The sequence below is a fragment of the Sphingomonas sp. AX6 genome (assembly GCF_902506605.1).
Taxonomy (GTDB): Bacteria; Pseudomonadota; Alphaproteobacteria; order Sphingomonadales; family Sphingomonadaceae; genus Sphingomonas.
In genome coordinates this window covers 1,358,106-1,383,492 of the sequence record NZ_LR733979.1, presented here as the reverse complement: position 1 = coordinate 1,383,492, position 25,387 = coordinate 1,358,106, and the positions used below count along the sequence as shown (strand labels likewise).

General features: G+C 64.4%; 27 protein-coding genes. 17 read left to right on the top strand and 10 right to left on the bottom strand.

The window, feature by feature from the left end:
• Window position 1 precedes the first annotated feature (1 nt).
• Window positions 2-466 (bottom strand): SRPBCC domain-containing protein, encoded by a 465-nt coding sequence (locus ENHY17A_RS06755; protein WP_236547788.1) that lies wholly within the window; start codon window positions 464-466, stop codon window positions 2-4.
• The gene (locus ENHY17A_RS06750; protein WP_159711255.1) at window positions 463-1,176 is read right to left on the bottom strand and encodes a winged helix-turn-helix transcriptional regulator; all 714 of its coding nucleotides are present in this window, start codon (window positions 1,174-1,176) and stop codon (window positions 463-465) included. Before ENHY17A_RS06750 ends, ENHY17A_RS06755 begins: the two co-directional genes overlap by 4 nt.
• A 72-nt stretch (window positions 1,177-1,248) precedes the next feature.
• On the opposite strand from ENHY17A_RS06750, the gene ENHY17A_RS06745 reads away from it, so the two are divergent.
• From ENHY17A_RS06745 to ENHY17A_RS06715, 7 genes are all read left to right on the top strand, one after another.
• The gene (locus tag ENHY17A_RS06745) at window positions 1,249-1,692 is read left to right on the top strand and encodes a VOC family protein (protein ID WP_159711253.1); all 444 of its coding nucleotides are present in this window, start codon (window positions 1,249-1,251) and stop codon (window positions 1,690-1,692) included.
• Window positions 1,693-1,849: 157 nt separating this feature from the next.
• Entirely contained in the window at window positions 1,850-2,569 is a 720-nt protein-coding gene (locus ENHY17A_RS06740) for a glutathione S-transferase family protein (RefSeq protein ID WP_159711251.1), read from the top strand.
• Window positions 2,566-3,276, top strand: coding sequence for a DUF1428 domain-containing protein (locus ENHY17A_RS14895; protein ID WP_159711249.1), 711 nt, complete (start codon window positions 2,566-2,568; stop codon window positions 3,274-3,276). Before ENHY17A_RS06740 ends, ENHY17A_RS14895 begins: the two co-directional genes overlap by 4 nt.
• A gap of 118 nt (window positions 3,277-3,394) precedes the next feature.
• The gene (locus tag ENHY17A_RS06730; protein WP_159711247.1) at window positions 3,395-4,165 is read left to right on the top strand and encodes a VOC family protein; all 771 of its coding nucleotides are present in this window, start codon (window positions 3,395-3,397) and stop codon (window positions 4,163-4,165) included.
• 11 nt (window positions 4,166-4,176) lie between these two features.
• On the top strand, window positions 4,177-4,665 hold the full coding sequence (locus ENHY17A_RS06725) for a VOC family protein (protein WP_159711245.1): 489 nt from the start codon (window positions 4,177-4,179) through the stop codon (window positions 4,663-4,665).
• Window positions 4,662-5,120, top strand: coding sequence for an SRPBCC family protein (locus ENHY17A_RS06720; protein ID WP_159711243.1), 459 nt, complete (start codon window positions 4,662-4,664; stop codon window positions 5,118-5,120). Before ENHY17A_RS06725 ends, ENHY17A_RS06720 begins: the two co-directional genes overlap by 4 nt.
• Window positions 5,117-5,776 carry a glutathione S-transferase family protein gene (locus ENHY17A_RS06715; RefSeq protein ID WP_159711241.1) on the top strand — a complete coding sequence of 220 codons (660 nt, stop codon included), beginning with the start codon at window positions 5,117-5,119 and terminating at the stop codon, window positions 5,774-5,776. Before ENHY17A_RS06720 ends, ENHY17A_RS06715 begins: the two co-directional genes overlap by 4 nt.
• A 133-nt stretch (window positions 5,777-5,909) precedes the next feature.
• Here ENHY17A_RS06715 and ENHY17A_RS06710 read toward each other — a convergent pair whose 3' ends face one another.
• Window positions 5,910-6,524, bottom strand: coding sequence for a J domain-containing protein (locus tag ENHY17A_RS06710; RefSeq protein ID WP_236547787.1), 615 nt, complete (start codon window positions 6,522-6,524; stop codon window positions 5,910-5,912).
• 35 nt (window positions 6,525-6,559) lie between these two features.
• Between ENHY17A_RS06710 and ENHY17A_RS06705 the strand changes: the two genes are divergently transcribed.
• Together ENHY17A_RS06705 and ENHY17A_RS06700 are read left to right on the top strand one after the other, a co-directional pair.
• Window positions 6,560-6,850 (top strand): BolA family protein, encoded by a 291-nt coding sequence (locus ENHY17A_RS06705; protein ID WP_159711239.1) that lies wholly within the window; start codon window positions 6,560-6,562, stop codon window positions 6,848-6,850.
• 11 nt (window positions 6,851-6,861) lie between these two features.
• Window positions 6,862-7,761, top strand: coding sequence for a pirin family protein (locus tag ENHY17A_RS06700; protein WP_443018305.1), 900 nt, complete (start codon window positions 6,862-6,864; stop codon window positions 7,759-7,761).
• A gap of 144 nt (window positions 7,762-7,905) precedes the next feature.
• Here the strand turns inward: ENHY17A_RS06700 and ENHY17A_RS06695 are convergent, their stop codons facing one another.
• A complete protein-coding gene (locus ENHY17A_RS06695; RefSeq protein ID WP_159711235.1) occupies window positions 7,906-8,463 on the bottom strand; it encodes a YqgE/AlgH family protein in 558 nt (185 codons plus the stop codon).
• Window positions 8,464-8,577: 114 nt separating this feature from the next.
• Here ENHY17A_RS06695 and ENHY17A_RS06690 point away from each other — a divergent pair, with 114 nt between their 5' ends.
• The 4 genes from ENHY17A_RS06690 (at window position 8,578) to ENHY17A_RS06675 (ending at window position 11,821) form a co-directional block, all read left to right on the top strand.
• Window positions 8,578-9,060, top strand: a complete 483-nt coding sequence (locus tag ENHY17A_RS06690; RefSeq protein ID WP_159711233.1) for a peroxiredoxin — start codon at window positions 8,578-8,580, stop codon at window positions 9,058-9,060.
• 94 nt (window positions 9,061-9,154) lie between these two features.
• A complete protein-coding gene (locus tag ENHY17A_RS06685; protein ID WP_201296353.1) occupies window positions 9,155-9,520 on the top strand; it encodes a hypothetical protein in 366 nt (121 codons plus the stop codon).
• A gap of 247 nt (window positions 9,521-9,767) precedes the next feature.
• Window positions 9,768-11,204 (top strand): AMP nucleosidase, encoded by a 1,437-nt coding sequence (locus ENHY17A_RS06680; protein WP_159711231.1) that lies wholly within the window; start codon window positions 9,768-9,770, stop codon window positions 11,202-11,204.
• A 68-nt stretch (window positions 11,205-11,272) separates the two neighbouring features.
• Window positions 11,273-11,821: a hypothetical protein gene (locus tag ENHY17A_RS06675; RefSeq protein WP_201296352.1), complete on the top strand. Its 549-nt coding sequence runs from the start codon at window positions 11,273-11,275 to the stop codon at window positions 11,819-11,821.
• 187 nt (window positions 11,822-12,008) lie between these two features.
• On the opposite strand, the gene ENHY17A_RS06670 is transcribed toward ENHY17A_RS06675, so the two are convergent.
• Window positions 12,009-13,865 (bottom strand): M2 family metallopeptidase, encoded by a 1,857-nt coding sequence (locus ENHY17A_RS06670; protein WP_159711229.1) that lies wholly within the window; start codon window positions 13,863-13,865, stop codon window positions 12,009-12,011.
• Window positions 13,866-13,928: 63 nt separating this feature from the next.
• A complete protein-coding gene (locus tag ENHY17A_RS06665) occupies window positions 13,929-14,705 on the bottom strand; it encodes an alpha/beta fold hydrolase (protein ID WP_159711227.1) in 777 nt (258 codons plus the stop codon).
• 225 nt (window positions 14,706-14,930) lie between these two features.
• Here ENHY17A_RS06665 and ENHY17A_RS06660 point away from each other — a divergent pair, with 225 nt between their 5' ends.
• Window positions 14,931-16,184, top strand: coding sequence for an Nramp family divalent metal transporter (locus ENHY17A_RS06660; RefSeq protein WP_159711225.1), 1,254 nt, complete (start codon window positions 14,931-14,933; stop codon window positions 16,182-16,184).
• Window positions 16,185-16,199: 15 nt separating this feature from the next.
• Here ENHY17A_RS06660 and ENHY17A_RS06655 read toward each other — a convergent pair whose 3' ends face one another.
• Window positions 16,200-18,395, bottom strand: a complete 2,196-nt coding sequence (locus ENHY17A_RS06655; RefSeq protein ID WP_236548028.1) for a S9 family peptidase — start codon at window positions 18,393-18,395, stop codon at window positions 16,200-16,202.
• Between the two features lie 193 nt (window positions 18,396-18,588).
• Here ENHY17A_RS06655 and ENHY17A_RS06650 point away from each other — a divergent pair, with 193 nt between their 5' ends.
• Window positions 18,589-19,686, top strand: a complete 1,098-nt coding sequence (locus tag ENHY17A_RS06650) for an alpha/beta fold hydrolase (RefSeq protein ID WP_236547786.1) — start codon at window positions 18,589-18,591, stop codon at window positions 19,684-19,686.
• Here the strand turns inward: ENHY17A_RS06650 and ENHY17A_RS06645 are convergent.
• Both ENHY17A_RS06645 and ENHY17A_RS06640 read right to left on the bottom strand, forming a co-directional pair.
• On the bottom strand, window positions 19,683-20,513 hold the full coding sequence (locus ENHY17A_RS06645; RefSeq protein WP_159711221.1) for an SAM-dependent methyltransferase: 831 nt from the start codon (window positions 20,511-20,513) through the stop codon (window positions 19,683-19,685). The two genes, ENHY17A_RS06650 and ENHY17A_RS06645, sit on opposite strands and share 4 nt — an antisense overlap.
• A 14-nt stretch (window positions 20,514-20,527) precedes the next feature.
• Window positions 20,528-21,412: a diacylglycerol/lipid kinase family protein gene (locus tag ENHY17A_RS06640; protein ID WP_159711219.1), complete on the bottom strand. Its 885-nt coding sequence runs from the start codon at window positions 21,410-21,412 to the stop codon at window positions 20,528-20,530.
• A gap of 77 nt (window positions 21,413-21,489) precedes the next feature.
• Here ENHY17A_RS06640 and hemB point away from each other — a divergent pair, with 77 nt between their 5' ends.
• Together hemB and ENHY17A_RS06630 are read left to right on the top strand one after the other, a co-directional pair.
• The gene (gene hemB / locus ENHY17A_RS06635) at window positions 21,490-22,482 is read left to right on the top strand and encodes a porphobilinogen synthase (RefSeq protein ID WP_159711217.1); all 993 of its coding nucleotides are present in this window, start codon (window positions 21,490-21,492) and stop codon (window positions 22,480-22,482) included.
• A 22-nt stretch (window positions 22,483-22,504) separates the two neighbouring features.
• A complete protein-coding gene (locus tag ENHY17A_RS06630; protein ID WP_201296351.1) occupies window positions 22,505-24,799 on the top strand; it encodes a fused MFS/spermidine synthase in 2,295 nt (764 codons plus the stop codon).
• On the opposite strand, the gene ENHY17A_RS06625 is transcribed toward ENHY17A_RS06630, so the two are convergent.
• Complete coding sequence (locus ENHY17A_RS06625) at window positions 24,800-25,303, bottom strand: hypothetical protein (RefSeq protein WP_159711215.1); 504 nt, start codon at window positions 25,301-25,303, stop codon at window positions 24,800-24,802. It lies immediately after the preceding gene.
• Window positions 25,304-25,387: the final 84 nt, after the last annotated feature.

The following is a 25,387-nucleotide window of genomic DNA, read 5'->3' as shown; positions in this document are numbered from 1 at the left end:
GCTATTCGACGAATTCCGCCAGATTGGCGAGGGTAGAGGTCAGGCCCGCGACATGGTCCTCCGCCGAAATGCCCGTCGGCACGTCGCGGGCGGTCACGGTGACCCGGGTGCCATCCGCGACGGGAGCGAGCGTCCATTCGATCGTCATCGTGCCTGCAAAGGCCGAGTCGTCAGCGACGAAATCGGCGGTCTGGACGATCCGCGATGCCGGTTCGAGCACCAGAAAGCGGCCCTGGGCGATGTCGGTATCGGCAGCAGACTTGCCCGGATGCGCCGCCCCGCCATCGGCATAGGTAAGGACCTTCCGGTAACGCCCGCCCGGATGCGGTTCGAACCGCTCGAACCGAGCGGTCATGCCGGTGGGCGGCAACCAGCGTGCCTGGCGGTCGGGGTCGATGAACGCGTCGTAGATCGCCTGCGCGGGTGCCGCGATGATCCGTGAGGCCGTATCGACTCGCGCGCTCACGACGTCGGTTGCAATTTTTCAGGTAGCGCGAACAGACCGATGAACGCCCGGGCGGCGGAGAGGTCTCCGGCGACGGCCAGGGTGCCGCCTTCGCCATCGCGGGTGAGCGGTGCTTTGCCGTAGATCGTGTGGCGCATCGCCATCGTGTCCCCGGTGAAGGTGACGGCGGCATCGTCGGTTTCGCCGCGGGCGATCGTCACGCCCGCCGCACCGGTGCGTGCGATGAACTGGTCGGCGGGAAAGCGGAACGCGACGGTCAAATGGGTCTCCATGACGCGCGCGTGATCGACCAAGGTCTGCAGCGACATCATCGCGGAGGCGGGTGACATGAACAACATTGGATTGTGACGCGGCGAGCGTGCGGCCCAACCTCCGAGATCGCGAATCAGCGGTCCTGCTTCCAGGCCCCAGGCGGTGAGTTCATAGACCTGCACATTGGCGGGGGAAGCCAGCCGCCGCCGCCGCAGGATGTCCGCGGCCTCCAGTCCTTCGAGCCGCTGAGTCAGCACGTTGGCGCTGATGCCGGGCAGGTTCGCTCTGATCTCTCCGAAGCGGCGCGGGCCGAACATCAGTTCGCGCATCACCAGCAGCGCCCAGCGTTCACCGATGAATTCGAGCGCCAGCGCGGTACCGCACGCATCGTCGTACCAACGCTTCGTATTCGCTTCGTCGCGCTGGGATTTCGCCTTAGTCACTTTATCTAACTTCATGGTTGTTTTTTGTAACCGATGCGCGCATCAACGTCAACGAAAGTGATTCGCCGGACCAAGGGAGCGTTTGAAATGGCCAAGATGATCTTCGTGAACCTGCCCGTCGCCGATGTCGAAAAATCGGTCGTGTTCTACAAAGCGCTGGGGTTCGAGCAGAATATGCAGTTCAGCCAAGCCGGACAGGCCGCATCGATGGTATGGTCGGACACGATCGTCATCATGCTGCTGAGCCATGATTTCTTCAGTGGCTTCCTGCCGTCCGCAAAAACGATCGCCGACACGCGCAGCACGACCGAGGCGATGATCTGCTTGTCGTTCGACAGCCGCGAAGCGGTGGACGCAGTGACCGAAGCCGCGGCGCGCGCGGGCGGCAAGGCCGATGTGCGCGACAAGCAGGACATGGGGTTTATGTACGGTCGCGCGTTCGAGGATCTCGATGGCCATATCTATGAGCCGATGTTCATGGACATGGATGCCGCCGCCACCGCGATGGCGGGCGAGCACCCTGCCGCCTGAAAACCATCCGACCGAGGATCAACCCATGTCCGCCACCCGCAGCCTGTTGATCGGCGTCGCGTCCTTCGCGCTCACGATCGTCGTAATTCTGGGCCATGCCTGGACCGGGGGCAGCGCGACCTTCGCCTGACCCATTCATCTGACAGGAAGAGAGACGATGCCGATCGACGACACCGCCCCCATCCGCATTACCGCATTCGACTGGGTGCCCGATTTCGCAAAGGGTCAGGTCCGCGACCTGCGCGTCCGCTGGGCGCTCGAAGAAGTGGGCCAGCCCTATGCAGTGCGTTACCTGCCTCAGGGCAGCCAGAAGGCACCGCCGCACCGTGCGCTGCAACCTTTCGGCCAGGTGCCGACCTATGAGGAAGGCGATCTAACGCTGTTCGAATCGGGCGCGATCGTGTTGCACATCGCCGAGACGCACGGGAAACTGCTTCCCACCGACCGCGCGGGGAAATCGCGCGCGATCGAATGGGCGTTCGCGGCGTTGAACACGGTCGAGCCGCCGATCATGGATCACGCGATCGCAACGCTGTTCGAGGCCGATAAGCCCTGGTCCAAGCCCCGCCTGCCCGCGGTCGAAAAGCGCATCGACGAGCGCTTCGGCGAACTTTCCTCGCGGCTTGGCGAATCCGATTGGCTCGATGGCGACTTTTCAGCCGGAGATCTGTTGATGATCGCGGTGCTGCGCATCGTGAAAGATACGGGCTTGCTGGACGCTTTCCCCAATCTCAAAACCTATGTTGAGCGGGGCGAAGCGCGGCCTGCGTTCAGGCAAGCCCTCGCCGATCAGATGGCCGGGTTCACGGGCGCAACGCCGCCCCAGTTCATCGAATGGGAAAAAGCCATGAAGGAAAAACAAGGAGAGCTGCAATGACCTATGTCGACGGATTCCTGGTCGCGGTGCCGACCGCCAACAAGGACGTGTACCGCGAACATGCCGAAGGCGCGCTGCCGATGTTCAAGGGGTACGGCGCGACCCGCATGGTCGAGGGCTGGGGCGATGATGTGCCACGCGGCGAGGTCAACGACCTGTACGGCGCGGTCCAGGCCAAGGACGACGAGACGGTGTTGTTCAGCTGGATCGAATATCCCGACAAGGCGACCCGCGACGCGGCCTACCAGCAGATGGAAGCCGATCCGGCGATGAAGGACATGCCGGAAATGCCGTTCGACGGCAAACGCATGGTCTATTCCGGGTTCGAATTGCTGCATGAGGAGGGCACAGGCGGGAAGCCCGGCTATATCGATGGCGTCGTGCTGCCGGTGCCGACCGCCAAGAAGGAGGCGTATCGCGACTTCTGCAAGACGGCGGACGCGGCGATGATGGAAGCGGGCGCAACCCGCGTGGTCGATACCTGGGGCGACGACCTGATGGTCGGCAAACAAACCGATTTCCACCGCGCCGCGCACCGCAAGGATGACGAGAACGTCGTCTTCTCGTGGATCGAATGGCCCGACAAGGCAACGCGCGACGCGGGCTGGGAAAAACTGATGAAGGACGAGCGCCTGTCGAGCCATGACCGCCCGTTCGACGGCAAGCGGATGATGTTCGGCGGGTTTCAGCCGATCGTGGATGCGTGACTGAGCCCCCGTGCTCCCGCGCAGGCGGGAGCCCAGAGCCATGAGCGTATCGCTTTGCGACTCTGGGTTCCCGCCTGCGCGGGAACCCAGCTTCATTCTTGGAGAGAGGAGACCCCCGATGACCAACAAACATGGCGAATGGGTGTGGTTCGAATTTATCACCACCGATCCCGAAGCGGCCCAGTCCTTCTACGCCGATGTCGTCGGATGGAGCGCGAAGTCGAGCGGAACGCCGGACATGGATTACCGCCTGCTCAGCGCCGACGACGGCGAAGTGGCCGGATTGATGAAGCAACCGGACGGCATGGGCGATGGCCCGGCATGGCTCGGCTATATCGGTGTCGATGACGTCGATGCGAGCGTGAAGGCGATCGAGGAGGCGGGCGGCACCACGCATATGCCCGCGACGACCTTGCCCGGCATCGGCCGCATGGCGATGCTGACCGACCCGCAAGGCGTCGCTTTCTATGTCATGCGCGGCAAAAGCGATCAGCCCAGCACCGCGTTCAAGCAATCGGGCGAGGGCTCGGTCGGCCATGTCGTCTGGTGCGAACTGTCGGCACCCGATCCCGACAAGGCGCTCGAATTCTACCAGAACGCCTTCCACTGGGGCCAGGAAGGCGGGATGCCGATGGGCGAATTGGGCGACTATCGCTTCCTGCAAGCTGGCGATGTCGGCTTCGGCGCGCTGATGGGCGTGATGCCGGGCGGCGCGCCGGGCTGGCAATTCTATTTCCACGTTCCCGACATCGACGCCGGTGCCGATGCGATCCGATCGGGCGGCGGGACGATCATTCAGGAGCCGATGGAAATCCCCGGCGGCGACCATGCGCTCGTCGCGCGCGACCCGCAGGGCGCGGGCTTCGGCCTGGTCGGCCCCCGCAAATAAGGAGCGATTCGATGACCGAGATGGTGACCTGTCTGTGGTTCGATCACGGCGAGGCGCGTGAAGCTGCGGAATTCTACGCTGCGAACTTCCCCGACAGCCATGTCGGGGACAGCCACGCCTCTCCGGCAGACAATCCCAGCATGAAGGAAGGCGGCGAGTTGACCGTCGACTTCACCGTGCTGGGGCGCAAGTTTGTCGGGCTGAACGGTGGCAACCTGTTCAAGCCAACCGAGGCGGTCAGTTTCATGATCCTGACCGAGGATCAGGCGGAAACCGACCGCTATTGGGATGCGATCGTGGGCGGCGGCGGGCAGGAAAGCCAGTGCGGCTGGTGCAAGGACCGCTGGGGATTTTCGTGGCAGATCACCCCGCGCGTGCTGCTGGAAGCGACCACCGACCCCGACCGCGCCGCCGCCAAACGCGCAATGGAGGCGATGATGACGATGCGAAAGATCGATATCGCTGCGATCGAGGCCGCTCGGAAAGGCGTGCCTGCATGACCGCCGCCCACGAACTGAGCGTCGAACGCCTGATGGACGCCCCCGTCGCGGCCGTATGGCGCGCCTATACCGACCATCTGAACGAGTGGTTCTGCCCGCCGCCGTGGCGCGCCGAACTGGTCGAGATGGACCTGCGCGCAGGCGGGCGATCGGCGGTGACGATGTACGGCCCCGACGGCGAAGTGATGCCGAACGAGGGCGTCTATCTGGAGGTGATCCCAGAACGCCGGATCGTCTTCACCGATGCGTTCAAACATGGTTGGAATCCGGCAGGTCCGTTCATGGTCGGCGGCTTCGAGTTCGAGCCTGAGGGCAACCAGACGCGCTATCGCGGCTGGGCACGTCACTGGACCGAAGAAGCCAAGGCGCAGCACGAGGCGATGGGGTTCGCGGCGGGCTGGGGCACGGTCGCCGAGCAATGGGAAGCTGTCGCACGGCGGATTGCCGGACGATGACCCTCGAACTCTTCGGCCACCCGTTTTCCTCCTATTGCTGGAAGGCGGCGATCGCGCTCGACGAGATGGGCGCGGATTGGACCTGGCGAGTGATCGAGCCGGGTAGCGAATGGACGCCAGTGTGGGAAAAGCTGTGGCCGATCAAACGCTTTCCGGTGCTGCGCGACGGCGAGCGGGTGGTGGCGGAGGCAAGCGCGATCATCGAGTATCTGCACGTCCATCATCGCAGCGTCGGCGATCCGCTGATCCCCGACGATGGCGATGCGGCGGTTATCGTGCGAATGCTCGACCGCTTCTTCGACCATTATGTGTCGGACCCGCAGGCGCGTTTCGTGTTCAATGCGATCCGGCCCGCCGACCAGCGCGACCCGCTGGCCGAGCAAGAAGGCGGTGCTATGCTGGAGCGCAGCTATGGCTGGCTGGAGGGGCATATCGCCGGACGGGAGTGGGCGACGGGAGAGGCATTTTCGATGGCGGACTGCGCAGCCGCGCCTGCGTTGTTCTACGCCGACTGGACCTATCCGTTTGGCGACCGCTTTCCCGCGGTGACCGCCTATCGCCAGCGGCTGCTTGCCCGCCCAAGCATCGCGCGCGCGGTCGATGGCGGACGGCCGTACCGGGCGTTCTTCCCACTAGGGGCACCGGATCGCGACTGACAATTCCTCCCCCATTGGGGAGGTGGCAGCACGAAGTGCTGAAGGAGGGTGACCGCCGGACAGCGCAGCGCTTGAGGCCAGCCCCCTCCACCGCCTGCGGCGGTCCCCCTCCCCCAAAGGGGGAGGACTTAGGTCACGCGAACGCTGGCGACTTTCGCAATTGCTGATACGCCTCGATCACCTGCTGCAACGCCGCCTCATGCCTCCGGTCGCCGCCGTTGCGATCGGGGTGAAACTGCCGCACCAGATCGCTGTAGCGCTGGCGCAGCGCCTTGCGATCGGCATCCGTCCCTAGCCCCAGCACGCCCAGCGCCGATCGATCGGCGCCCGATAGGGGCTTGCCGTCCGCGCGCGGACGCTCCGCCTTCATCCGGTCCCGGAACCGCGCGCCGATGGCGTCGAGCGGATCGTTGAAATCGGACCATTTCGGCGGCCGATCCGCGCCATTGGTGGCAAAGGCGCGCGTTTCGCGTTCCCAGCCTGCGAACGGGCGCTGCGCGTCGTGAATTTCGTCCGCGCTCATGCCGGTGAAGAAGTTATAACCCGAATTGAATGCGCGGACATGATCCAGGCACAGGAAGCGGAATTGCGGTGGCCCGTCGCCCGAAAAACCGCTGCGCGGCCCGGCAGGCGCGCGGAATTCGCCCGGTTCGTCGCAACCCGGATGCGCGCACGCACGCCCGTTCGCCTCCACGCGACCGTGAAAGCGGGTACGGGGTCGATCACGGTCAGGCTTACGGTCGGGCACGCGACTCCAGGCAAAAAACGGCCTATATAGGTTCGATGCAGACCGAAACCACCGGCCCCGTCGCCACCGAAATCGCCGCACGCCTGACCGCCGCGCTTGCCCCCACCACCCTAGACGTCATCAACGACAGCGCCCAGCACCGCGGCCATATGGGCGATGACGGATCGGGGGAATCGCATTTCACCGTCCACATCGTCGCCGACGCCTTTACCGGCCAGTCGCGCGTCGCTCGCCAGCGGCTAGTCAACCAGGCGCTCGGCGATCTGATGGTCGAACGCGTCCACGCAATGAGCATCAAGGCCCGCGCGCCGGGAGAAGCCGCATGACCGATGGACCGATGCCCGAAGACTTCATCCTCCAGACGATCGAACCGACCACGCACGATCTGGGCGGGTTCAAGGTGCACCGCACGCTTCCCAGCCGCCCGCGGACGATGGTCGGGCCGTTCATCTTCTTCGATCAGATGGGACCGGCGCATCTGCCGGTCGGCGACGGCATCGACGTGCGTCCGCATCCGCACATCAACCTGTCCACCGTCACCTATCTGTTCGAGGGCGCGATCGACCACCGCGATTCGCTGGGCACCTTGGCCACGATCGAGCCGGGTGCAGTAAACCTGATGACGGCGGGCCACGGCATCGTCCATTCGGAGCGCTCGCCCGGCGGCGAGCGGACGAAGGGACCAGCATTGTCGGGTATCCAGACCTGGCTCGCGCTCCCCGAGCGGCATGAGGAAACAGACCCCGCGTTCGAGCATGTCGCAAGCGGTGAATTGCCCGTCGTCCAGTGCAAGGAGGCGAGCGCCCGCGTCATCATGGGAACGCTGTGGGGATCGACCGCGCCGACCACCACTCATGCGGAGACCATCTATGCCGACATATTGCTGGAGCCCGGCGGGTCGGTGCCGATCGACGATTCGACCGACGAACGCTGTGTCTATCTGGCGATGGGTGAGGCCGAGCTTGAGGGCATGACGCTGGAGCCGCAGAAACTATACGTGCTGAAACCCGGCATTGCGGCGACGCTGCGGTCACGAAACGGGGGCCGCGTGATGCTGGCAGGCGGCGAAGCCTTCGCCACCCCGCGCCACGTCTGGTGGAATTTCGTCAGCTCGTCACGCGATCGCATCAACGAGGCGAAGCGGGCGTGGACTGCGGGGGAGTTTCCGCGGGTACCAGGGGACGAGAAGGAATGGATTCCAATTCCGGAGGTGCCGAAAACCGTCAGTTATCCGTGAGGGCCTGCCCCACCCACCCCNCCCCTCGGGGGAGGTGGCAGTCGCGAAGCGGCTGACGGAGGGGGTGCCACGCAAGATAGCGCTCGCGGCGGGCCCCCTCCGTCAGCGCTGCGCGCTGCCACCTCCCCCGGTGGGAGGAGGAATTTAGGCCGTGCCCGCGCTTACCGCCAGCAACCTCGGATCGATTCCTGCGCCTTCGAACCCGGCTTCCCACCGCGCCGCCACGGCAATATCGAATATCAGGCTCTCCGCACCGTGCACATTGAACCAGCCATGCCGGGTCATTTCCTCATCGAGCTGCGCCTCTCCCCAGCCGGTATAGCCGAGCGCGACCAGCCATCGGCTCGGGCCGCTGCCGTCGGCAATCGCCTTCAATACATCAAGCGTGCCCGACAGCGCCCATCGATCGGCGACCTCGACCGTGTCCTGGCCGCTCCAGTCAAGCGAGTGGAGCACGAACCCCCGCTGCGGCTCGACCGGCCCGCCGATATGGATCGCCACGTCTGCTGCGACGCCGGGCTCGATCTCGAGCTGACCGAGCAGGTCGTGAAACGTCAGTCCATCGAACGTCTTACCGATGCCGATCCCCAGCGCCCCTTCGACATCGTGCGCGCAGATCGCGATCACCGCGCGTTCAAAACGCGGGTCGCCGATGCCGGGCATCGCCAGCAGGAATTGTCCGGTGAGAAAATTCGGCTCCATTGCCTTCAGCATAGGGAGCGATTTCGGCGCGCGCCATGCTTGAAAAGCAAGGTCGAGCGTCCAAGTTGCACAGCGACCCGCGCCACCCCGGCGCCAGCAAGGGAGACAATAGGCATGACGATCAAGGTAGGCGACAAGCTGCCGAGCGCGACGCTCGTCAAGGCGACCGAAAACGGCCCCGACCAGGTTTCTACCGACGACTTCTTCGCGGGCCGAAAGGTCGCGCTGTTCGCGGTCCCCGGCGCCTTCACCCCGACCTGCTCGGCCAAGCACATGCCAGGCTATGTCGACAACGCAGAAGCGCTGAAAGCAAAGGGCGTGGATGAGATCGCCTGCGTTTCCGTCAATGATGCGTTCGTGATGGACGCATGGGGCAAGGCATCGAACGCCGGCGACAAGGTGACGTTGCTCGCCGACGGCAACGGCCAGTTCGCCAAGGAACTGGGTCTGGAAATGGACGGCTCCAAATTCGGCATGGGCACGCGCAGTCAGCGTTACTCGATGGTCGTGAATGACGGCGTCGTGGAAGCGTTGAACGTGGAGGGCCCCGGCGAGTTCAAGGTCAGCTCTGCCGAACATCTGCTCGACACCATGTAATCGGTTTCCGCCCGCGGATGTAACGCGGGCGGAACCACCCCTTGGGGCTGGCGTTGTCACCGCAACGCAATATCCGTGAAAGGGAGTTTATTACATGGCCGAGATCAAGACCGCAGCCCCCACCCCCGCCAAGACCGCGAAGCCAAGCTCTACCCAGAGCACGACCGACGCGATCAAGAAGCAGGCATCGGACCTGACCAAATCGGCCAAGGCCACGCTCGATTCGGCGTCGAAGAAGACGTCGGCCGCGACCAAGACCGCAGTCGATGCGGCAAAGAAGAACCCAAAGACCACGGCAGCGATTGCCGCCGGTGCCGCCGCAGCGATTGCCGGTGCCGCAGTTGCCGCGACGAAGCTGTCGAAGGGAACGACCAAGAAGCCCGCCACCGCGCGTAAGCCAGCAGCGCGCAAGCCTGCTGCGAAGACCACCGCGGCGAAATCGACGCCCGCGAAGAAGTAACCCCGGACCTGACCTCCAAACCGTTGGTGTCGAGTAGGGTTCGAGCGACGTCGAGAACCCGTATCGAGACAAGTGGTGCTGGGGCTCACCCCTCCCTCGATACGCCTTCTCGACAAGCTCGAAGGCTACTCGGGACAAACGGTGTGAACAGACGGAACATGATCGCGTCGGAGCCTCTGCTCCGGCGCGATCCTCGTTTCGCGCGCCCTGTCTTGCCAGCGTCACCTGCGCTCGTTAGCGACAGCAGATGACAAGAGCACAGGAAATCGTCGCCGAACTCGACCGTCTCTACACCGGATCGGTCGATCGGCTGAAGGCAGCCCTCACCACCTATCTGTCGGGCAACGGCCCACCCCCGCCCGAAGCGCGGCACGACGGTTCGTTCGCTTATCCCGAAATCCGCGTCCGTTATCGCGGCGGCGACGAAAAGGCCGCGCCGCTGCGGTCGTTCGGACGACTGGTCACGCCCGGCGAATACCGGATCAGCGTCACCAAGCCCGCGATCTTCGCCGATTACCTGACCGAACAACTGACCTTCCTGATCGAGGATTATGAGGTCGAGGTTGAGGCCGTCGCGGGGCGGCAGGAAATCCCCTTCCCCTATGTCCTCGATCCCGGCCACGCGCTCAGCCTGGACGAAGTGTCCGCGCTCGAACTCGCGCGGTTCTTTCCCGCGACCGAACTCGCGCATATCGGCGACGAGATCGCCGACGGCACCTTCGTCGATCCCGACGGCACGCGTCCGCTTGCTCTATTCGACGGGCTGCGCACCGATTTCAGCCTGGCGCGGCTTCGGCACTACACCGGCACACCGCCCGAGCATTGCCAGCAATATGTGCTGTTCACTAATTACCACCGCTATGTCGACGAATTCGTCCGCTGGGGCATCCAGATGCTGGGCGAGGACAACCGCTTCACCGCGTTGTCGGGCGCAGGCGGCATCGTCATCAAGGCGGGGGACGATCCCGACAAGCTGGTCACCGACAGCGCGTGGCGGCGGCACCAGATGCCTGCCTATCACTTGATGGCTGATGACCGGACCGGGATCACGTTGGTCAACATCGGTGTCGGTCCGTCGAACGCGAAGACGATCTGCGACCATCTGGCAGTTACCCGGCCAGAGGCGTGGCTGATGATCGGCCATTGCGGTGGCCTGCGCCCCAGCCAGCGGATCGGCGACTATGTGCTTGCGCACGCCTATCTGCGCGACGACCATATCCTCGACGACGTGCTACCCCCCGAAATTCCGATCCCCGCGATTGCGGAGATCCAAGTGGCTATGGCGCGTGCGGCGGAAACCGTATCGGGCCAATCGGGCGAAGAATTAAAGCGACGCCTGCGCACCGGCACGATCGTCACCACCGACGACCGCAACTGGGAACTCCGGTTTTCGCAAAGCGCGCTGCGATTCTCGCTATCGCGCGCAGTCGGGATCGACATGGAATCGGCGACCATCGCCGCACAAGGCTACCGGTTCCGCGTCCCCTACGGAACGCTGCTGTGCGTGTCGGACAAACCCTTGCATGGCGAACTCAAGCTACCGGGCCAGGCCAACCGCTTCTACGAACGCGCGATCAACGAACATATGCGGATCGGGATCGAGACCGTCGAGGAACTGCGCCGCGAAGGACCGAAGCTCCACAGCCGCAAATTGCGCGCGTTCAACGAACCGCCGTTCCGGTGATCGGCGCGGGTGGCGGAACCTTTGCCGCCGCCCGCGCTTGATGCGGAAAGAAACATCACGGGGCCGATATGACCGACGAAACCACGCCGCCAGCACCGCCACCCCCACCCAGCAGCGCAACGCCGCCGCCGCCCAAGACGCCGGCACGGCGCGGCGCAGGGTCGACTCGAAATCCCTCGGCGACGCGCAAGCCAGCCGCCCCCCGCAAAACCGGCGCAACGCGCAAAGCGCCGGCGAAGGCCGCAAGCAGCACCGGTACCACCACTGCCAAGACACCCACGGCGAAACCCAAACCGCCAGCCCCGCCAAAGCCACGCGTCGCACCCGCGCGTAAATCGGCAAAACCGAAGCCCGCCGCCCCTGCAAAGCCGGGCGCGACGAAACGCGGCCCTGATGCCAAACCCGCTGGCGGCACTGCTGTCGGCAAGGGCTTTCGCAACGGCGGCATCGTCGCGATGGCCGCGACCGCATTGGCGGGCATGACCTTCGGATTCCTGAAATTCCGCAAGCAGGATGCGCCAACGAAGCCGAGCGCGCATCAGGCGGACGGCACCGATTCGAGCGCGTCGTTCGAAGCGGGAATCGCCGACGAAGGGACGATTCCCGACATCAAATGATAAGCGCGGGCGGCACCTAGAAGACCGTACCCCGGCGAAGGCCAGGGTCCAGTCGCGGGACGTCAGATACTTCCGCAGTCACCACCAGCGGACATTGCGGCCGCGCCGCTCCCCAAATTGCCCGACAACTCCCACTGGACCCCGGCCTTCGCCGGGGTCCATGTTGTGCAAGTCCGAAGCGGACCGCTCACCAGCCGGTTGGCTTGCCCTTGTTCTGTTCGTCCAGCCACGCCTTCAGCGGCGCGAAATATTCGACCAGCGCGCGGCCCGACATCTCCCGCTCACCCGTGAATGCCTCCAGCGCATCGGGCCACGGCTTCGACCGGCCCATTTCCAACATTGCATTGAACCGCGTGCCGACTTCCTCATTGCCCGCGAACGAACAGCGGTGCAGCGGCCCCGTCCATCCGGCCTGCTTGCACGCCGCTTCGTAGAACTGGAATTGCAGGATGTGCGCCAGGAAATAGCGGGTATAAGGGACATTGCCGGGGATATGATACTTCGCGCCCGGATCGAACTTGCTCTCGTCGCGCGCGACCGGCGGCTTCACGCCCTGATACCGCAGGCGCAGATCGTCCCAGCCCTTCTGATAGGCGCCCGGCGCGATCTCGCCCGAATAGACGCCCCAGCGCCAGCGATCGACCATCAACCCGAACGGCAGGAACGCAACCTTGTCCATCGCTTGCCGCAGCAGCAGGCCGATATCCTTGTCGGCGCTCGGCACGCGGTTCTTGGGCAATAGCCCGATCTGGACAAGATAATCCGGCGTAATCGCCAACGCGACCATATCGCCGATCGCTTCGTGGAAGCCGTCATTGGCACCATCGCGATACAGCAGGGGCTGCGCCTTGTACGCCCGCTGGTAATAATTGTGGCCGAGTTCGTGATGGATGGTGATGAAATCGTCGGCATTCACCTGAATGCACATCTTGATCCGCAGATCGTCCTTGTCGTCCAGATTCCACGCCGACGCATGGCATTGCACCTCGCGGTCGGCGGGCTTGGTGAACAGCGACCGTTCCCAGAAGGTCTCCGGCAGCGGCGCGAAGCCGAGTGACGAGAAGAATTGCTCGCCGCTCTTGGTCATGCGGTTGGCGTCGTAATTCTGCGCCTTGAGCAGATCACCGACGTCATATCCGACATCGCCTACGCCCGCGGGTGCGGCGATGTCATAGATGCCGCTCCACCCCTGCGCCCACATATTGCCGAGCAGATGCGAGTTGATCGGGCCGGTCGCGGGCTGGACCGCGGTGCCATATTCCTCGTTCAGCTTGGTCCGCATGTAAGTGTGGAGCGCGATGTAGAGCGGCTCCACTTCCTTCCAGAGCTTGTCGGTTTCCGCAGCGAATTCGTCCGCGGGCATGTCGTAGCCCGACCGCCACATCGCGCCGACATCGGTAAAGCCCAGCTCCTTCGACCCTTCATTGGCGATGGTCACCGCCTTGGCATAATCGCCGCGCATCGGTGCGCCGACATTGTCGTGCCAGCTGGTCCACATCTCCAGTAATTCCTTGGGGTTGCGGTTGGTCCCCATCGCCGCTTCGATGTCGCTGCCGCTGATCGGCTTGCCATTCAGCGTGCCGCGTCCGCGGCCATATGCCGACGCCATGCTGGTGGAGAGTTGTGCGAGTTCACCCGCCGCACCCTCACGCGTCGGCGCAGGGAGCGTGATGCCCTGACGCATGATGTCGAGCTTGCGCGCGGTGTCAGCCGACAGTCCGGGCACTTCGGCATATTTCGCGGCTTCCAGTGCGAGCTCTACGCGCAGCTTGGTGCCGCGTTCGGCATATTCGGCGGACAGCGCATCGGTATCGGTGGTGATGTAGGTCGCGTTGACCCAATCGACCCGTGCGGCGGTAAGGTTGTGCGCGTACAGCCGGTCCTCGGCCGATTTGACGAAGGCGTCGGCAGCGGCGGGCGTCATCGCCTGTGCCGGTGCGGGCGCAGCCGCTTGCGGTGCGGCGGCGGTCGCATTGGAGGCAGCGCAACCGGCAACGGACAGCGCACAGGCCAGCGCCAGGCTGGATACGGCAAAACGGTTCATGGATGCGTCCCCGGAAAAATTGATCACATTTGTTACAAGTTTGCGCCCACGACCGGCGCAAGGTCAAGCGGCGAGAAAATCCGCGAGCGCTTCCCCCAGTTCGGGCTTGGTCACCGCGCTCATATGTCCGCCGGGCGTCTCGACCAACGTCGCATTGGGCAACAATTCGGCCAGCGCTTCATGGCTGCCATTGTCATCATCCTCTTCGCCCGCCAGCACCAGCACGGGCTGAGCGATCGCCGCAATTTCCTCGCGCGCCGTGTCGACGAAGGTGTCGAGGATGCGCAGCAAGGCCTTCGGATCGCCCTTGGTGGTCTTGAGGAACGCCTCCGCCATCCATTCCGGCGATCCGCGCTCGAAATTGCCGAGATTGGTCAGGATGCGCCGGAAATGCCCGGCGCGCTTGCCGGTGTCGGTCAACCCTTCATAGCCCATCCCGGAAATGACCACTTTGCCGGGCGCGGGGATTTTCCCGCGTACCAGCATCCGCACCGTCGTCCGCGCGCCGAGCGAATATCCGCCAAGGTCGTAATCGGTTAGCCCGAGCTGTTCGATCAGCGCCTCGCCGTCCATCGCCAGCGCGTCGAGCGGAAAGGCGGCAGCATCATGCGGCTTTGCGCTCTGCCCGTGCGCGCGCAGATCGGGCATGATCACGCGAAACCCCTTGGCCGCAATGGCGGCGGCATGACCAAACTTGATCCAGTTCGTGTCGGCGTCCGAAAAATAGCCGTGGATCAGTACGACGTCCCGACCCTCACCCAGTTCGTGCCAGGCCAGATCGGCACCGTCGAAGCCGGTGAAGCGATGGGTGATGAAATCGGCGGACGGGTCGTCGGGCATCTGGGCGTTCTCCTTACTAACCCGTCCATGCCGTTCGTTTCGAGCGAAGTCGAGAAACGCCCGTGCGCAACGCGCTCACTAACCTCGTCATTCCCGCGAAGGCGGGAATCCATAACCCATGTCGGAGAATATGGATTCCTGCCTTCGCGGGAATGACGAGGGGATGGTTGCGCCCCCCGGCTCCCTCGCCCAAGGTGCCGAAAACCATCAAAGGGGCCGCGCCGGGTGAACGAAACGACCGACACGACGCCACCGACCAAGAACCGCTGGCGGCAACTCGGCCCCGGCATCGTCGTTGCGGCCACAGGGGTCGGTGCGGGCGATCTGGTCGCGACGCTGATCGCTGGATCACGCTATGGCTATGCGCTGCTGTGGGCGGCGATCATCGGTTGCGTGGTCAAGATCGCGCTGTCCGAAGGATCGGCGCGCTATCACCTCGCCACCGGCTCCACGATCCTCGCCGGATGGCGGTCGCTGGGGGCGTGGACGAGCTGGTATTTCGGCATCTACGTCCTGATCTGGGGCTTCATCTACGGCGCGACCGCGATGAGCGCCACGGCATTGCCGCTTACCGCTTTGTTTCCGATCCTGCCGCTCTGGGGCTGGGCGGTCATCACCGGGCTGACCGGCTTCGTGTTCGTCTGGTTCAACCGCTATTCGACGTTCGAGCTGGTGATGAAGATCATGGTGGGCGTGATGTTCGTCATCATGGTCGGCCTGGCCATCCTGGTCGCGCCGACCCTGCCGGAACTGGCATCCGGCCTGACCTTCGCGCTGCCGGACGGGGCGCTCTTCTACACGCTGGGCCTGATCGGCGGCGTCGGTGGTACGATCACTACTGCGGCCTATGGCTATTGGGTTCAGACCAAGGGCTGGCGTGGGATCGGCTGGTTGCCGTTGATGCGGCTCGACAATGCCCTGGCCTATACCATCACCGGGGTGTTCGTGGTCGCGATGCTGATCGTCGGGGCGGAGCTGTTGTTCTCCGCCGGGATCGCGTTGCAATCGAGCGACCGGGGATTGCTCGGCCTGTCCGACATATTGGAGGATCGGTTCGGACGAACGATCGCAACCCTGTTCCTGGTGGGCTTCGCCGCCACTGCCCTGTCGTCGGTGTTCGGCGTATGGCACGGGATGAGCCTGTTCTTCGCCGACTGGTATCATCAGGTGCGTGGGATCGAGGCAGAGGTCGGCGCCGAAACCGAAAAAAGCCTGCCGTTCCGTGCTTATCTAGCGTGGCTCACCTTCCCGCCGATGCTGTTGCTGTTCGCACAACAACCGTTCCTGCTTGCGGTGATCTATGGCGCGTTCGGCGCGCTGTTCATGCCTTTCCTGGCGATCACCTTGCTCCTGCTGCTGAACCGCAAGGGTTTGCCCGAGGGCGCACGCAATGGCTGGCTCGCGAACGTCACGCTGGCGGGGTCTGCGCTGTTGTTCGTGGCGCTGGCGGGACAGCAACTCTGGGGGCTGCTCACCTAGCAGCCCCCACAGCGTTCATTCCTCCCCGGCGTGCCGATCGAGGAAGTCGAAGATCGTCGTCCAAAGATGCTTGCTGACCCCTGCCCCGCCGACGCGGTGGGTCTGGCCTGGATAGAGCATCACCTCGAACGGAGTCGCGCTGCGCTGCATTTCCGACATCATCACCGTCGAATGTTCCAGCACCACATTGTCGTCCGCCATGCCGTGGATCAGCAGCAGCGGATCGGCGATCTTCGCAGCGTCCGCCACCGTGTTGGCGGTGGTATAGGCATCCGCGACTTTGTTTGGGTCACCCATATACCGCTCGGTATAATGCGTGTCGTAGAGCTCCCATTTGGTCACCGGCGCGCCCGATACGCCGGCTGCAAACATGCCCGGCGCGGCCTGCAGCATCTTCAGCGTCATATAGCCGCCGTAGGACCAGCCATAGGTGGTGATGCGGTTCGGATCGACGAAGCCTTGCGTCTTCAGCCACTCCGCGCCCGCAATCTGGTCGCGTACCTCGATCCCGCCCATCGCGTGATAGATCGGATCTTCGAACGCCTTGCCGCGATTGGCGGAGCCGCGATTGTCGATCTGAAACCAGATATAGCCGCGATCGACGATATATTGCTGAAGCGCACCGCCCCATTGCCGCGCGACGGACTGGACGTGCGGGCCGCCATAATGCTGGAAGAAGACGGGGTATTTCTTGCCCGGCTCGATTCGCGGTTTGATCATTTCCCAATGCAGCGTCGCGCCGTCCTCGCTCTTCAGCGTGCCGAAGGTCCGCTCCTGATGGCTGGCAAGATACGGCGTGTAGGGATGCTCGGCGTCGAGCTTGTTCTCGTTCACCCAGCGAAGGCGCTTGGCGTTCGCATCGGCAAGATAGGTCTGTGGCGGTTGCGCGGGGTTGGAGCGTGTGACGATCAGTCGCCCGCCCGAACCATTCGCGCCGTGGAACCAGCCAGGCTCGGATAGCCGCGTAACCGGCCCCGGCCGGTCGATCGACGTGCGATACAGATGCCGTTCGAGTACCCCGTCCTTGTTGCCGAGGAAGGTAACCGTCCGCGCCTTTTCATCGACCGCGACCGTGGAAAATACTTCCCACGGCCCGCTGGTCAGCTGCGTCCAGTTGCCGTCCCGGAAGCGGTAGAGGTGGCCGTGGCCGTCGCGCTCCGACCACCAGATCAGGCCGCCATCGGCGAGCGGGTGCAGCGCATCGTGCAAATTGACCCAGGACCGCTCGCCCGACCTCTCTGTGAACAGAATGCGCGAACGCCCGGTCGCAGGATCGACGCTGAGCATGTCGAGCGTCTTTTGGTCGCGGCTCTGGCGCTGGACCAGCAACGTCTTGCCATCGGGAGTCCAGTTGACGCGCGAGAGGTAAATGTCGGGGTTCGCGCCCAGATCGACCTTCACCGAATTCGACCCGTCGGGGTTCATCACATGGAGTTCGACCAGCACGTTGGGCGTCCCAGCCTTGGGATAGCGTTGCTCGAATACCCGCGTGTCCTCCGCGCCGATCGCGGTGCGGGTGACCACACCGACAGGTGCTTCGTCGAAGCGCTGGACCGCAACGCGCTGGTCGTTCGGCGACCACCAATAACCGGTCGATCGCGACATTTCCTCCTGCGCGACGAATTCCGCTTCGCCCCAGAACACGGTGCCCGCGCCATCCTTTGTCACGCGCCGCGCCTCGCCACCGGCCAGCGGCTGGACGTAGAGATTCTGGTCGCGCACGAAGCTGACAAACTTGCCAGCCGGAGAGATAACGGGGTTCAACTCGCCCGCTTCGGTTTCGGTCAACCGGCGTACCTGCCCGTCGAGCGTCGCAAGATAGAGGTCGCCATCGAGCGGCACCAGGATCGACTGCCCGTCCGCCGCCCAGTCATAGGTGACGATGCCGGTCAGTCCGCCGATGCGCGCGCGCTCGCGCTGCATCTTTTCGGCCTCGGACAGTTCGGCGCCGCTGCCGATCTTCTTCGAATCGACCAGCATCCGCCATTCGCCGCTGGTCGTATCCATCGCCCACAGGTCGAAGCGGTTGCCCTCGTCGGCGCGACCGCGCAGCAGCGTCAGCAACCTGCCATCGGGGGACAGGCGCGCCGCACGCGGCGGCGATCCGGCAAGGTCGGGACCGGAGAACACCCGGTCCATCGTCAGGTCAGCCGACTTGGCCTGCGCGGTTTGCGTCGCCTGCGCATAGGCCGTCATCGGCTGCGCCGTCATCGCCACCATCGCCGCCGCCAGTGCGGTCCCGCACGCCCAATTCCACATGCCGTCACTCTCCACATTTCATTCGCCCGGTCGGGGATATGGCGCGGGTTATCGCGGGCGAATGCGCGGGGGTAAAGGGTGGCACCGCCTTTTCCTGCTCGCGATCCCTGCAACCGTCCGATACGTCGATGGCGAGGCATGGTGGATGAGCGGTATGATGTGGATGCGATTGGCGTGTATGCTCGCCGGAGTGATGGTTGCCGCGGCGGCAAACGGACAGGATGCGGCAAACCCATATGCGCCGGGCCGCGCGATCGTCGCCGATATTGGCCGGATCGTGACCCCGCGTGGCGTTCAGGAAGACCTGGTCCTGACCATCGGCGGCATTCCACAGGCGATCAACGTGCGCGGCGCGGATCGCGACAATCCCTTGTTGCTGTTCCTCCATGGCGGCCCCGGTGCCGTCGAAATGCCGATCGCGTGGACATTCCAGCGCGGGTGGGAAGATTATTTCACCGTCGTCCAATGGGACCAGCGTGGGACGGGCAAGACCTATCGACTGAGTAATCCCGCCGCGATCGCCGACGGCATGACGATCGACCGATACCGCGAGGATGCGATCGAACTGATCGATCAACTCCGCGCGCGGTACGGCAAGCGCAAGATTTTCCTGGTCGGGCATAGCTGGGGATCGGCGCTCGGCCTCGCGGTCGTCGAAAAGCGGCCCGACTTGCTCCACGCCTATATCGGCATGGGCCAGTTGATCGACTTTCGGGAGAATGAACGGGTCGGCATGGGCTGGACGCTCGACCAGGCAAAAAAGCGCGGCGATACGAAAGCGGTCGCCGCCATCGAGGCACTTCGCCCGTATCCCGACGGCGACCGATTTACGATCGACCAAGCCGATGCTTGGCGGGCATGGTCGATCAAATACGGCGCGCTCGCCGCCTATCGCGACAACGCAAATTTCTACACGCGCGCGCCGCGGCTATCACCCGAATATGACGAAGCCGATCTGAAAGCCTGGGGTGCGGGTTCGGCGTTTACGGTGACGACGCTGTGGCCGCGGCTGGCCGATGTCAGCTTTACTCGCTTAACGCGCGTTCGCGTGCCGGTGATCCTGCTGCTCGGTCGTCACGATTACACCGTGCCCGCGCCGATCGCCGATGCGTGGATGAAGCGATTGCGCGCACCTTACAAGAAGACGATCTGGCTCGAACATTCCGCGCATCTGATGATGGTCGAAGAACCGGGTCGCGTGCTGACCGCACTCGTCGATCACGCGCTGCCGTTCGCGCGTTAGGAACCGCGCGTCGCTTCCCAGCGATAGGGGATCGTACCGACGATTGTATCCCCCTGAACCCGCCCCTCATAGCGCACCGACCGCTCACCCTCGCGAACCGTGAAGGCGACCCACTCGCCATCCACCCGTCCGTCGAACACTGCACCGCCCTGCCCCAAATCACCGGTGAAGGTCTGGAATGTCTGGTCCAGCGTCATCACCCGCTGGCCATCCGCATCGCGCAGTCGCCATACGCCAGAAACATCCGCCGGGATCACCCACAGATACAGCCGCGATCCGCCGACCCGCTCGGCCAGGTCGGGCTTCCAGTCCCCCATCGTAAAGGCATGGCTGACCACCCGCGCACCGGGACGCAGTTCGCTCAACAGCCGTGGACGCAGCTTCAGGTTGATCTCGGGCAGCAGGAACATCGTCACCACGTCCGCATCGGCAATCGGCGTTTCGAACAAGTCCTGCGTGCGAAACGTCACGCGGTCGCCAACGCCCTGTCGATCCGCGCTGGCATTGGCGTCGGCGACCAGCACGGCGTCGATATCGACACCCAGCCCGCTCGCCCCGCGTGCCGCCGCCTGAAGCAGCATCCGCCCGTCGCCAGTGCCCAGGTCGATCACTCGATCGCCCGGCCCGACCGCCGCCATATCGAGCATCTTTTCAACCGCTTCGGTCCGCGTCTCGGCATAGGGCACGTCGAGCGCAGGGCCACCACTGAACAGCGTCGATGGCGTGCAACGCGCGCTGGTCGCCGACAGGCACCGCGCGCCGACGCCGATGCTGCCGACGACAAGCAATGTGAGCAGCAGTGCGACGATCCGGATGCGAACTGACATGCCGTCCGGTTAGTCTATAGTTCGCTCGGTGCCATCACGTAAATTACCCCCGCAGCCACCTTTGCCGTGACCGGGGTTTTTGCCAGCACCTCTCCATCGATCGAAATCGGCATCGGCGGGTCGGTGCGCACCTCCAGCGATTTGCCGCGGAACGACACCGTGCCCTTCAATCGCGAGTCGAGGCGCAGGATGTTCGCGCCCCAATTGTGGAGCAGCCGTCGTTTAACCCGGCCAGTAACCGCCTGAATGACGATCTCGCCCGAATCGAGGCTTGCTTCCTCGACCAACTCGGTGCCGCCGTGGAACGACCCGTTCGAAATGCGGACCTCGACCGTACGGACGCGGCGTTCGCGTTTGCCGTCGCTGACGATCAGCGTGAACGGCTCGAAGCGCATATATTGCACGGCTGCCCAGACAAGGTAGCCTGCGCGGCCGAAATAGCGTTTCAGCTTATGTGGCACGGTTTCCGCGATTTGCGGCGACAGGCCGATCGCAGCGCAATTGGCGAAATAATCACCATCAATCATGCCAAGGTCGATCCGCTTCGGCTCGCCCGTCCGCAGCACGTCGACCGCGCCTTCGACATCGAGCGGAATGCCCAGCGTCCGTGCAAAACTGTTTGCGGTGCCCAGCGGCAGCACGCCCAGCATCACGCCCTTTCCGACCAGATGATCGACCAGCCCGCTGATCGTGCCGTCGCCACCGCCCAGCACGACCAGATCGGGTTTTTTGGCGAGGATCGCAGCCATCATCGCGTCCAGTTCCTGCGGGTCATGGACGGCATGGGCATCGACCGGATAGGGCAGCCCCTTCACCGCCTCTGCCGCTTCTTCGAACATGGCTTCGCCGGTGCGGGACATCGCATTGACGATCAGGGCGGCGGAGCGGATTTCTGTCATGATCGCCGCTTAACGCACGCTGCGCCTTAAGGTCGCATGACTTGCGCGATTGCCGGCGATCCCGCACAAAGCGCGCCATGTCCGCCCGTTACCCCGCGCTCCGCCTGCGCCGCACCCGCGCGTCCGAGTGGAGCCGCAGGCTTCATGCCGAAACCGTCCTGACCCCCGCCGACCTGATCTGGCCGTTGTTCGTCTGCGAAGGTGCTGGCGAGGAACAACCGATCGCCAGCCTGCCGGGCGTATCGCGCTGGTCGGTCGACCGCTTGGTGGAACGTGCCAAAGAGGCGCGCGCGCTTGGCATCGCCTGTATCGCGCTGTTCCCAAACACGCCGCTCGACCTGCGCAGCGATGATGGGGCAGAGGCGCACAATCCCGACAATCTGATGTGCCGCGCGATCCGCGCGCTGAAGGATGCGGTGCCGGAGGTCGGGGTGCTGACCGACGTCGCGCTCGATCCCTATACCAGCCACGGGCACGACGGGCTGATCGACGACACCGGCTATGTCCTGAACGACGCCACCGCCGACGCATTGGTCAAACAGGCGCTGGTGCAGGCGGCGGCGGGCGCGGACATCGTCGCACCGTCGGACATGATGGACGGTCGCATCGGCCTGATCCGCGACGCGCTGGAGGACGGCGGGCACCACAATGTCCAGATCATGTCCTATGCCGCCAAATATGCGAGCGCCTTTTACGGTCCGTTCCGCGATGCGGTGGGCAGCCGAGGGCTGCTGAAGGGCGACAAGAAGACCTATCAGATGGACCCGGCGAACCGTGAAGAAGCCCTGCGCGAAGTCGCCGCCGATCTGGCCGAGGGTGCGGACAGCGTGATGGTGAAGCCCGGTTTGCCCTATCTCGACATCGTACGTGACGTGAAACAACGCTTCGAAGTCCCTGTGTTCGCCTATCAAGTGTCGGGCGAATACGCAATGATCGAGGCCGCCGCCGCAGCCGGAGCGGGCGACCGCGATGCACTGGTGCTCGAAACGCTGATGGCGTTCAAACGCGCGGGATGTTCGGGTGTACTCACCTATCACGCCCCGCTCGCCGCGCGCCTTCTATCCGCCTGATAGCCTCCCAAGGATTCGCCAAATGACCGCAGACAGCGAAGCGGGCTTGCCCGCCGACAAGCCGCCCGTCGATGGCGTCTATGCCGACGATCCCGCGCCCAAAAGCGGCATCGGCATCCTGTTCGTCGTCGCGATCCTGTCGGGGTCGTTCCTGCTGTTCCTGGTCCAGCCGATGATCGCGCGGATGGCGTTGCCCCGTATCGGGGGTGCGCCCGCGGTGTGGAACTCGGCGATGCTCGTCTATCAGGCGCTCCTGCTGGGCGGTTATGCCTATGCCCATTGGCTGGGGCGCGTGCCGTTGCGGCGACAGGCGATGATCCATCTGGGTGTGCTGGCGGTTGCGGCGCTGTGGCTGCCGATCGGGTTGGTCGCGATCCGCCAGCCCGCAGGGCTCGATGCGGTATTCTGGGTGCCCGTCTTCCTGGCGGCATCGATCGGCCCGCTCTTCTTCGCGATCTCCGCGCAAGCGCCGTTGCTTCAGCGCTGGTTTGCCGCGGCATCGGGGGGACGCGATCCCTATGCGCTCTATGCAGCGTCGAACATCGGCAGTTTCGGCGGGCTCATCGCCTATCCGCTGATCGTCGAACCCACGCTGGCACTGCACAACCAGAGCACCGTTTGGAGCATCGGTTATGCGCTGGTGTTCGTGGCTGTGCTGGCATGTGCCTTCCGCCTTCCGAAAGCGAGTGTCGCTGCGCCGACCGAGCATCACCCGACCAGCCCCAAACCGTCGACGCGACGCGTGCTCCACTGGATCGCACTGGCAACCGTGCCGTCGGGCCTGATGCTGGCGACCACCACTTTCCTGACCACCGACATCGTCGCTGTGCCGATGCTGTGGGTATTGCCGCTCGGCCTGTATCTTTTGAGTTTCACGATTGCCTTCGCCACTCAAAGAGCCGCCGCAAACCTGATCCAGAAATTCGCGCCGGTCACCATCCTGCTGTTCGGCGGCACGTTGATGGCGGGCGCACAGTCGGAAGCGTTTTTGAGCGCGATGATGGCACTGCTGCTGCTGTTCGTGGTCGCGATCACGCTGCACGCGCGGATGTACGATCTGCGTCCCGACCCCGACCGGTTGACCGGATTCTATCTCGCCATGTCGGTCGGCGGCGCGCTGGGCGGCGTGTTCGCTGCGGTGATCGCGCCGGTCATCTTCGACTGGACGTATGAATTCCCGATCCTGATCGTCGGGGCGGGCGTTCTGGCCGCGCAACCCTATTTGCTTCCGTTATTCCAGCGCTTTTGGGAAGGGTCTGAACGCCGCGCCAACATTGCCGGGGTGGCAGCGGTGCTGGCGATCGGCGTTCTGATCGTTCTGGGAATCGCCAATCCCGGCCAGATTCTCGGCGCGCGCGCAGAGGCCTACGCGTTCCTCGGCATGGCGGTAATCGGCGTGCTCGTGATCGGCCAGCGTCCGCTGTACGTGTTCGCGCTCGTCGCGTCGCTATTCCTGTTCGGCGGCTACCGCGCGCTCGAACTCAGCCTGACCACCGATGCGCGCACTCGTAGCTATTTCGGCGTCTACACCATTCGCGAATATGCCGACATGCGGACATTGGCGCACGGCACGACGCTGCACGGCGTCCAGTTGAAAGGCGCCCCTGAGCTGGAGCGGACGCCGACCAGCTATTATCTGCCCGGCTCCGCGGTGGGCCAGGTGATGCAGGCTGCGCCGGCGCTTTATCCGCAAGGCGCGCGAGTCGGCGTGGTGGGACTGGGGACGGGAACGCTCGCCTGTTACGCGCTACCCAATCAGCAATGGACCTTCTACGAAATCGACCCCGCGGTGCTCGATATCGCGCGCAATCGATTCACGTTCCTCCAGCAATGTCTGCCGCAGGGAGTCGATCTCGCGCTCGGCGATGCGCGGATCACGATTGCCGACCAGCCCGCGGCGAGCCTGGATGTGCTGGTGCTCGACGCCTTCTCCTCGGACGCGGTGCCGATGCATCTGATGACGCGCGAGGCGTTCGACACCTATGCGCGTGCGCTCGCCCCCGACGGGGTGCTCGTCGTCCACATCTCCAACCGCTATCTCGCGCTGGAGCCGGTGGTCGAGGCAGCCGCGCGACTGGGCGGCTGGAGCGCGGCGCTGCTGACCGACTATGCCACCGACAACGGGATATTGGGCGGCAGCACGTCGGACTGGGTGGTGATGTCGAAGGATGGGGCGACGCTCGCGCGGTTGACGGCAACCGACCTGCGTTGGCGGACGCTGCGCGCCTATTCGGGATTCACGCCCTGGACCGACGATTTCGCGACGATCGTGCCGCTGGTGCGCGCGTTGAACAAGGATCTGCCGGTTGAGGATTGATCAGGCGGGGGCGAGCCGCGCCTCGATCGAGGCGATGCGCTCGTTCTGGCGGGTTTCCTGCGTTTTCGCCTGTTCGATGAGCGCCGCCAGCCCCGGATAATCGGGGGCCAGTTCCAACGCGCGATCGGCCGCCAATTGCTCCAGATCGGCGATCACGAGCCGCGTGTCCGTTCGCAGCACATCAAGTTCGGCCAGCGCAATCTGGGCATCGAGCCACGCATCGCCCCCCGCCCGCACGCCCCGCGCCGCATTCGCGACCCGGTCGGCCCGCGCAAAGCCCGTATCGAATGTGGCGGTCGCTTCGACCAATCTGCGCTCCAGTTCAGCCAATCGCGCATCGAGTGCCGGGTCCGGTGTTGCCACGGCGACCGGGGGCAACACCATCGCATCGCTACGCGATTCGATCGCGCGCGGAAGCAGCGATGGAAACCGTCCGCTATCCGGCATCGATGCGCATCCGCTTAAAAGCGCCGCGATCAGCAGCGAAAATCCGGCTCGGTTCATGGCCGGCTGTGTAGGCGCGCGAAAAAGCGGACGCAACGGGCTTGCCATCCCCCGAAACCGCTTCTATGTCGCCCCCTCCAATGC

Excerpts from the sequence above, each read along its gene's own strand:
- ENHY17A_RS06670 (WP_159711229.1), bottom strand. The coding sequence starts at position 13,865 with ATGAACCGTTTTGCCGTATCCAGCCTGGCGCTGGCCTGTGCGCTGTCC.
- ENHY17A_RS06725 (WP_159711245.1), top strand. The coding sequence starts at position 4,177 with ATGACCGAGATGGTGACCTGTCTGTGGTTCGATCACGGCGAGGCGCGT.
- ENHY17A_RS06645 (WP_159711221.1), bottom strand. The coding sequence starts at position 20,513 with ATGTCAGTTCGCATCCGGATCGTCGCACTGCTGCTCACATTGCTTGTC.
- ENHY17A_RS06690 (WP_159711233.1), top strand. The coding sequence starts at position 8,578 with ATGACGATCAAGGTAGGCGACAAGCTGCCGAGCGCGACGCTCGTCAAG.
- ENHY17A_RS06720 (WP_159711243.1), top strand. The coding sequence starts at position 4,662 with ATGACCGCCGCCCACGAACTGAGCGTCGAACGCCTGATGGACGCCCCC.
- ENHY17A_RS06740 (WP_159711251.1), top strand. The coding sequence starts at position 1,850 with ATGCCGATCGACGACACCGCCCCCATCCGCATTACCGCATTCGACTGG.
- hemB (WP_159711217.1), top strand. The coding sequence starts at position 21,490 with ATGTCCGCCCGTTACCCCGCGCTCCGCCTGCGCCGCACCCGCGCGTCC.
- ENHY17A_RS06695 (WP_159711235.1), bottom strand. The coding sequence starts at position 8,463 with ATGGAGCCGAATTTTCTCACCGGACAATTCCTGCTGGCGATGCCCGGC.
- ENHY17A_RS06625 (WP_159711215.1), bottom strand. The coding sequence starts at position 25,303 with ATGAACCGAGCCGGATTTTCGCTGCTGATCGCGGCGCTTTTAAGCGGA.
- ENHY17A_RS06700 (WP_443018305.1), top strand. The coding sequence starts at position 6,862 with ATGCCCGAAGACTTCATCCTCCAGACGATCGAACCGACCACGCACGAT.
- ENHY17A_RS06640 (WP_159711219.1), bottom strand. The coding sequence starts at position 21,412 with ATGACAGAAATCCGCTCCGCCGCCCTGATCGTCAATGCGATGTCCCGC.
- ENHY17A_RS06750 (WP_159711255.1), bottom strand. The coding sequence starts at position 1,176 with ATGAAGTTAGATAAAGTGACTAAGGCGAAATCCCAGCGCGACGAAGCG.
- ENHY17A_RS06650 (WP_236547786.1), top strand. The coding sequence starts at position 18,589 with ATGAGCGGTATGATGTGGATGCGATTGGCGTGTATGCTCGCCGGAGTG.
- ENHY17A_RS06675 (WP_201296352.1), top strand. The coding sequence starts at position 11,273 with ATGACCGACGAAACCACGCCGCCAGCACCGCCACCCCCACCCAGCAGC.
- ENHY17A_RS06745 (WP_159711253.1), top strand. The coding sequence starts at position 1,249 with ATGGCCAAGATGATCTTCGTGAACCTGCCCGTCGCCGATGTCGAAAAA.
- ENHY17A_RS06705 (WP_159711239.1), top strand. The coding sequence starts at position 6,560 with ATGCAGACCGAAACCACCGGCCCCGTCGCCACCGAAATCGCCGCACGC.
- ENHY17A_RS06730 (WP_159711247.1), top strand. The coding sequence starts at position 3,395 with ATGACCAACAAACATGGCGAATGGGTGTGGTTCGAATTTATCACCACC.
- ENHY17A_RS06655 (WP_236548028.1), bottom strand. The coding sequence starts at position 18,395 with ATGACGGCGCAGCCGATGACGGCCTATGCGCAGGCGACGCAAACCGCG.
- ENHY17A_RS14895 (WP_159711249.1), top strand. The coding sequence starts at position 2,566 with ATGACCTATGTCGACGGATTCCTGGTCGCGGTGCCGACCGCCAACAAG.
- ENHY17A_RS06715 (WP_159711241.1), top strand. The coding sequence starts at position 5,117 with ATGACCCTCGAACTCTTCGGCCACCCGTTTTCCTCCTATTGCTGGAAG.
- ENHY17A_RS06665 (WP_159711227.1), bottom strand. The coding sequence starts at position 14,705 with ATGCCCGACGACCCGTCCGCCGATTTCATCACCCATCGCTTCACCGGC.
- ENHY17A_RS06680 (WP_159711231.1), top strand. The coding sequence starts at position 9,768 with ATGACAAGAGCACAGGAAATCGTCGCCGAACTCGACCGTCTCTACACC.
- ENHY17A_RS06630 (WP_201296351.1), top strand. The coding sequence starts at position 22,505 with ATGACCGCAGACAGCGAAGCGGGCTTGCCCGCCGACAAGCCGCCCGTC.
- ENHY17A_RS06685 (WP_201296353.1), top strand. The coding sequence starts at position 9,155 with ATGGCCGAGATCAAGACCGCAGCCCCCACCCCCGCCAAGACCGCGAAG.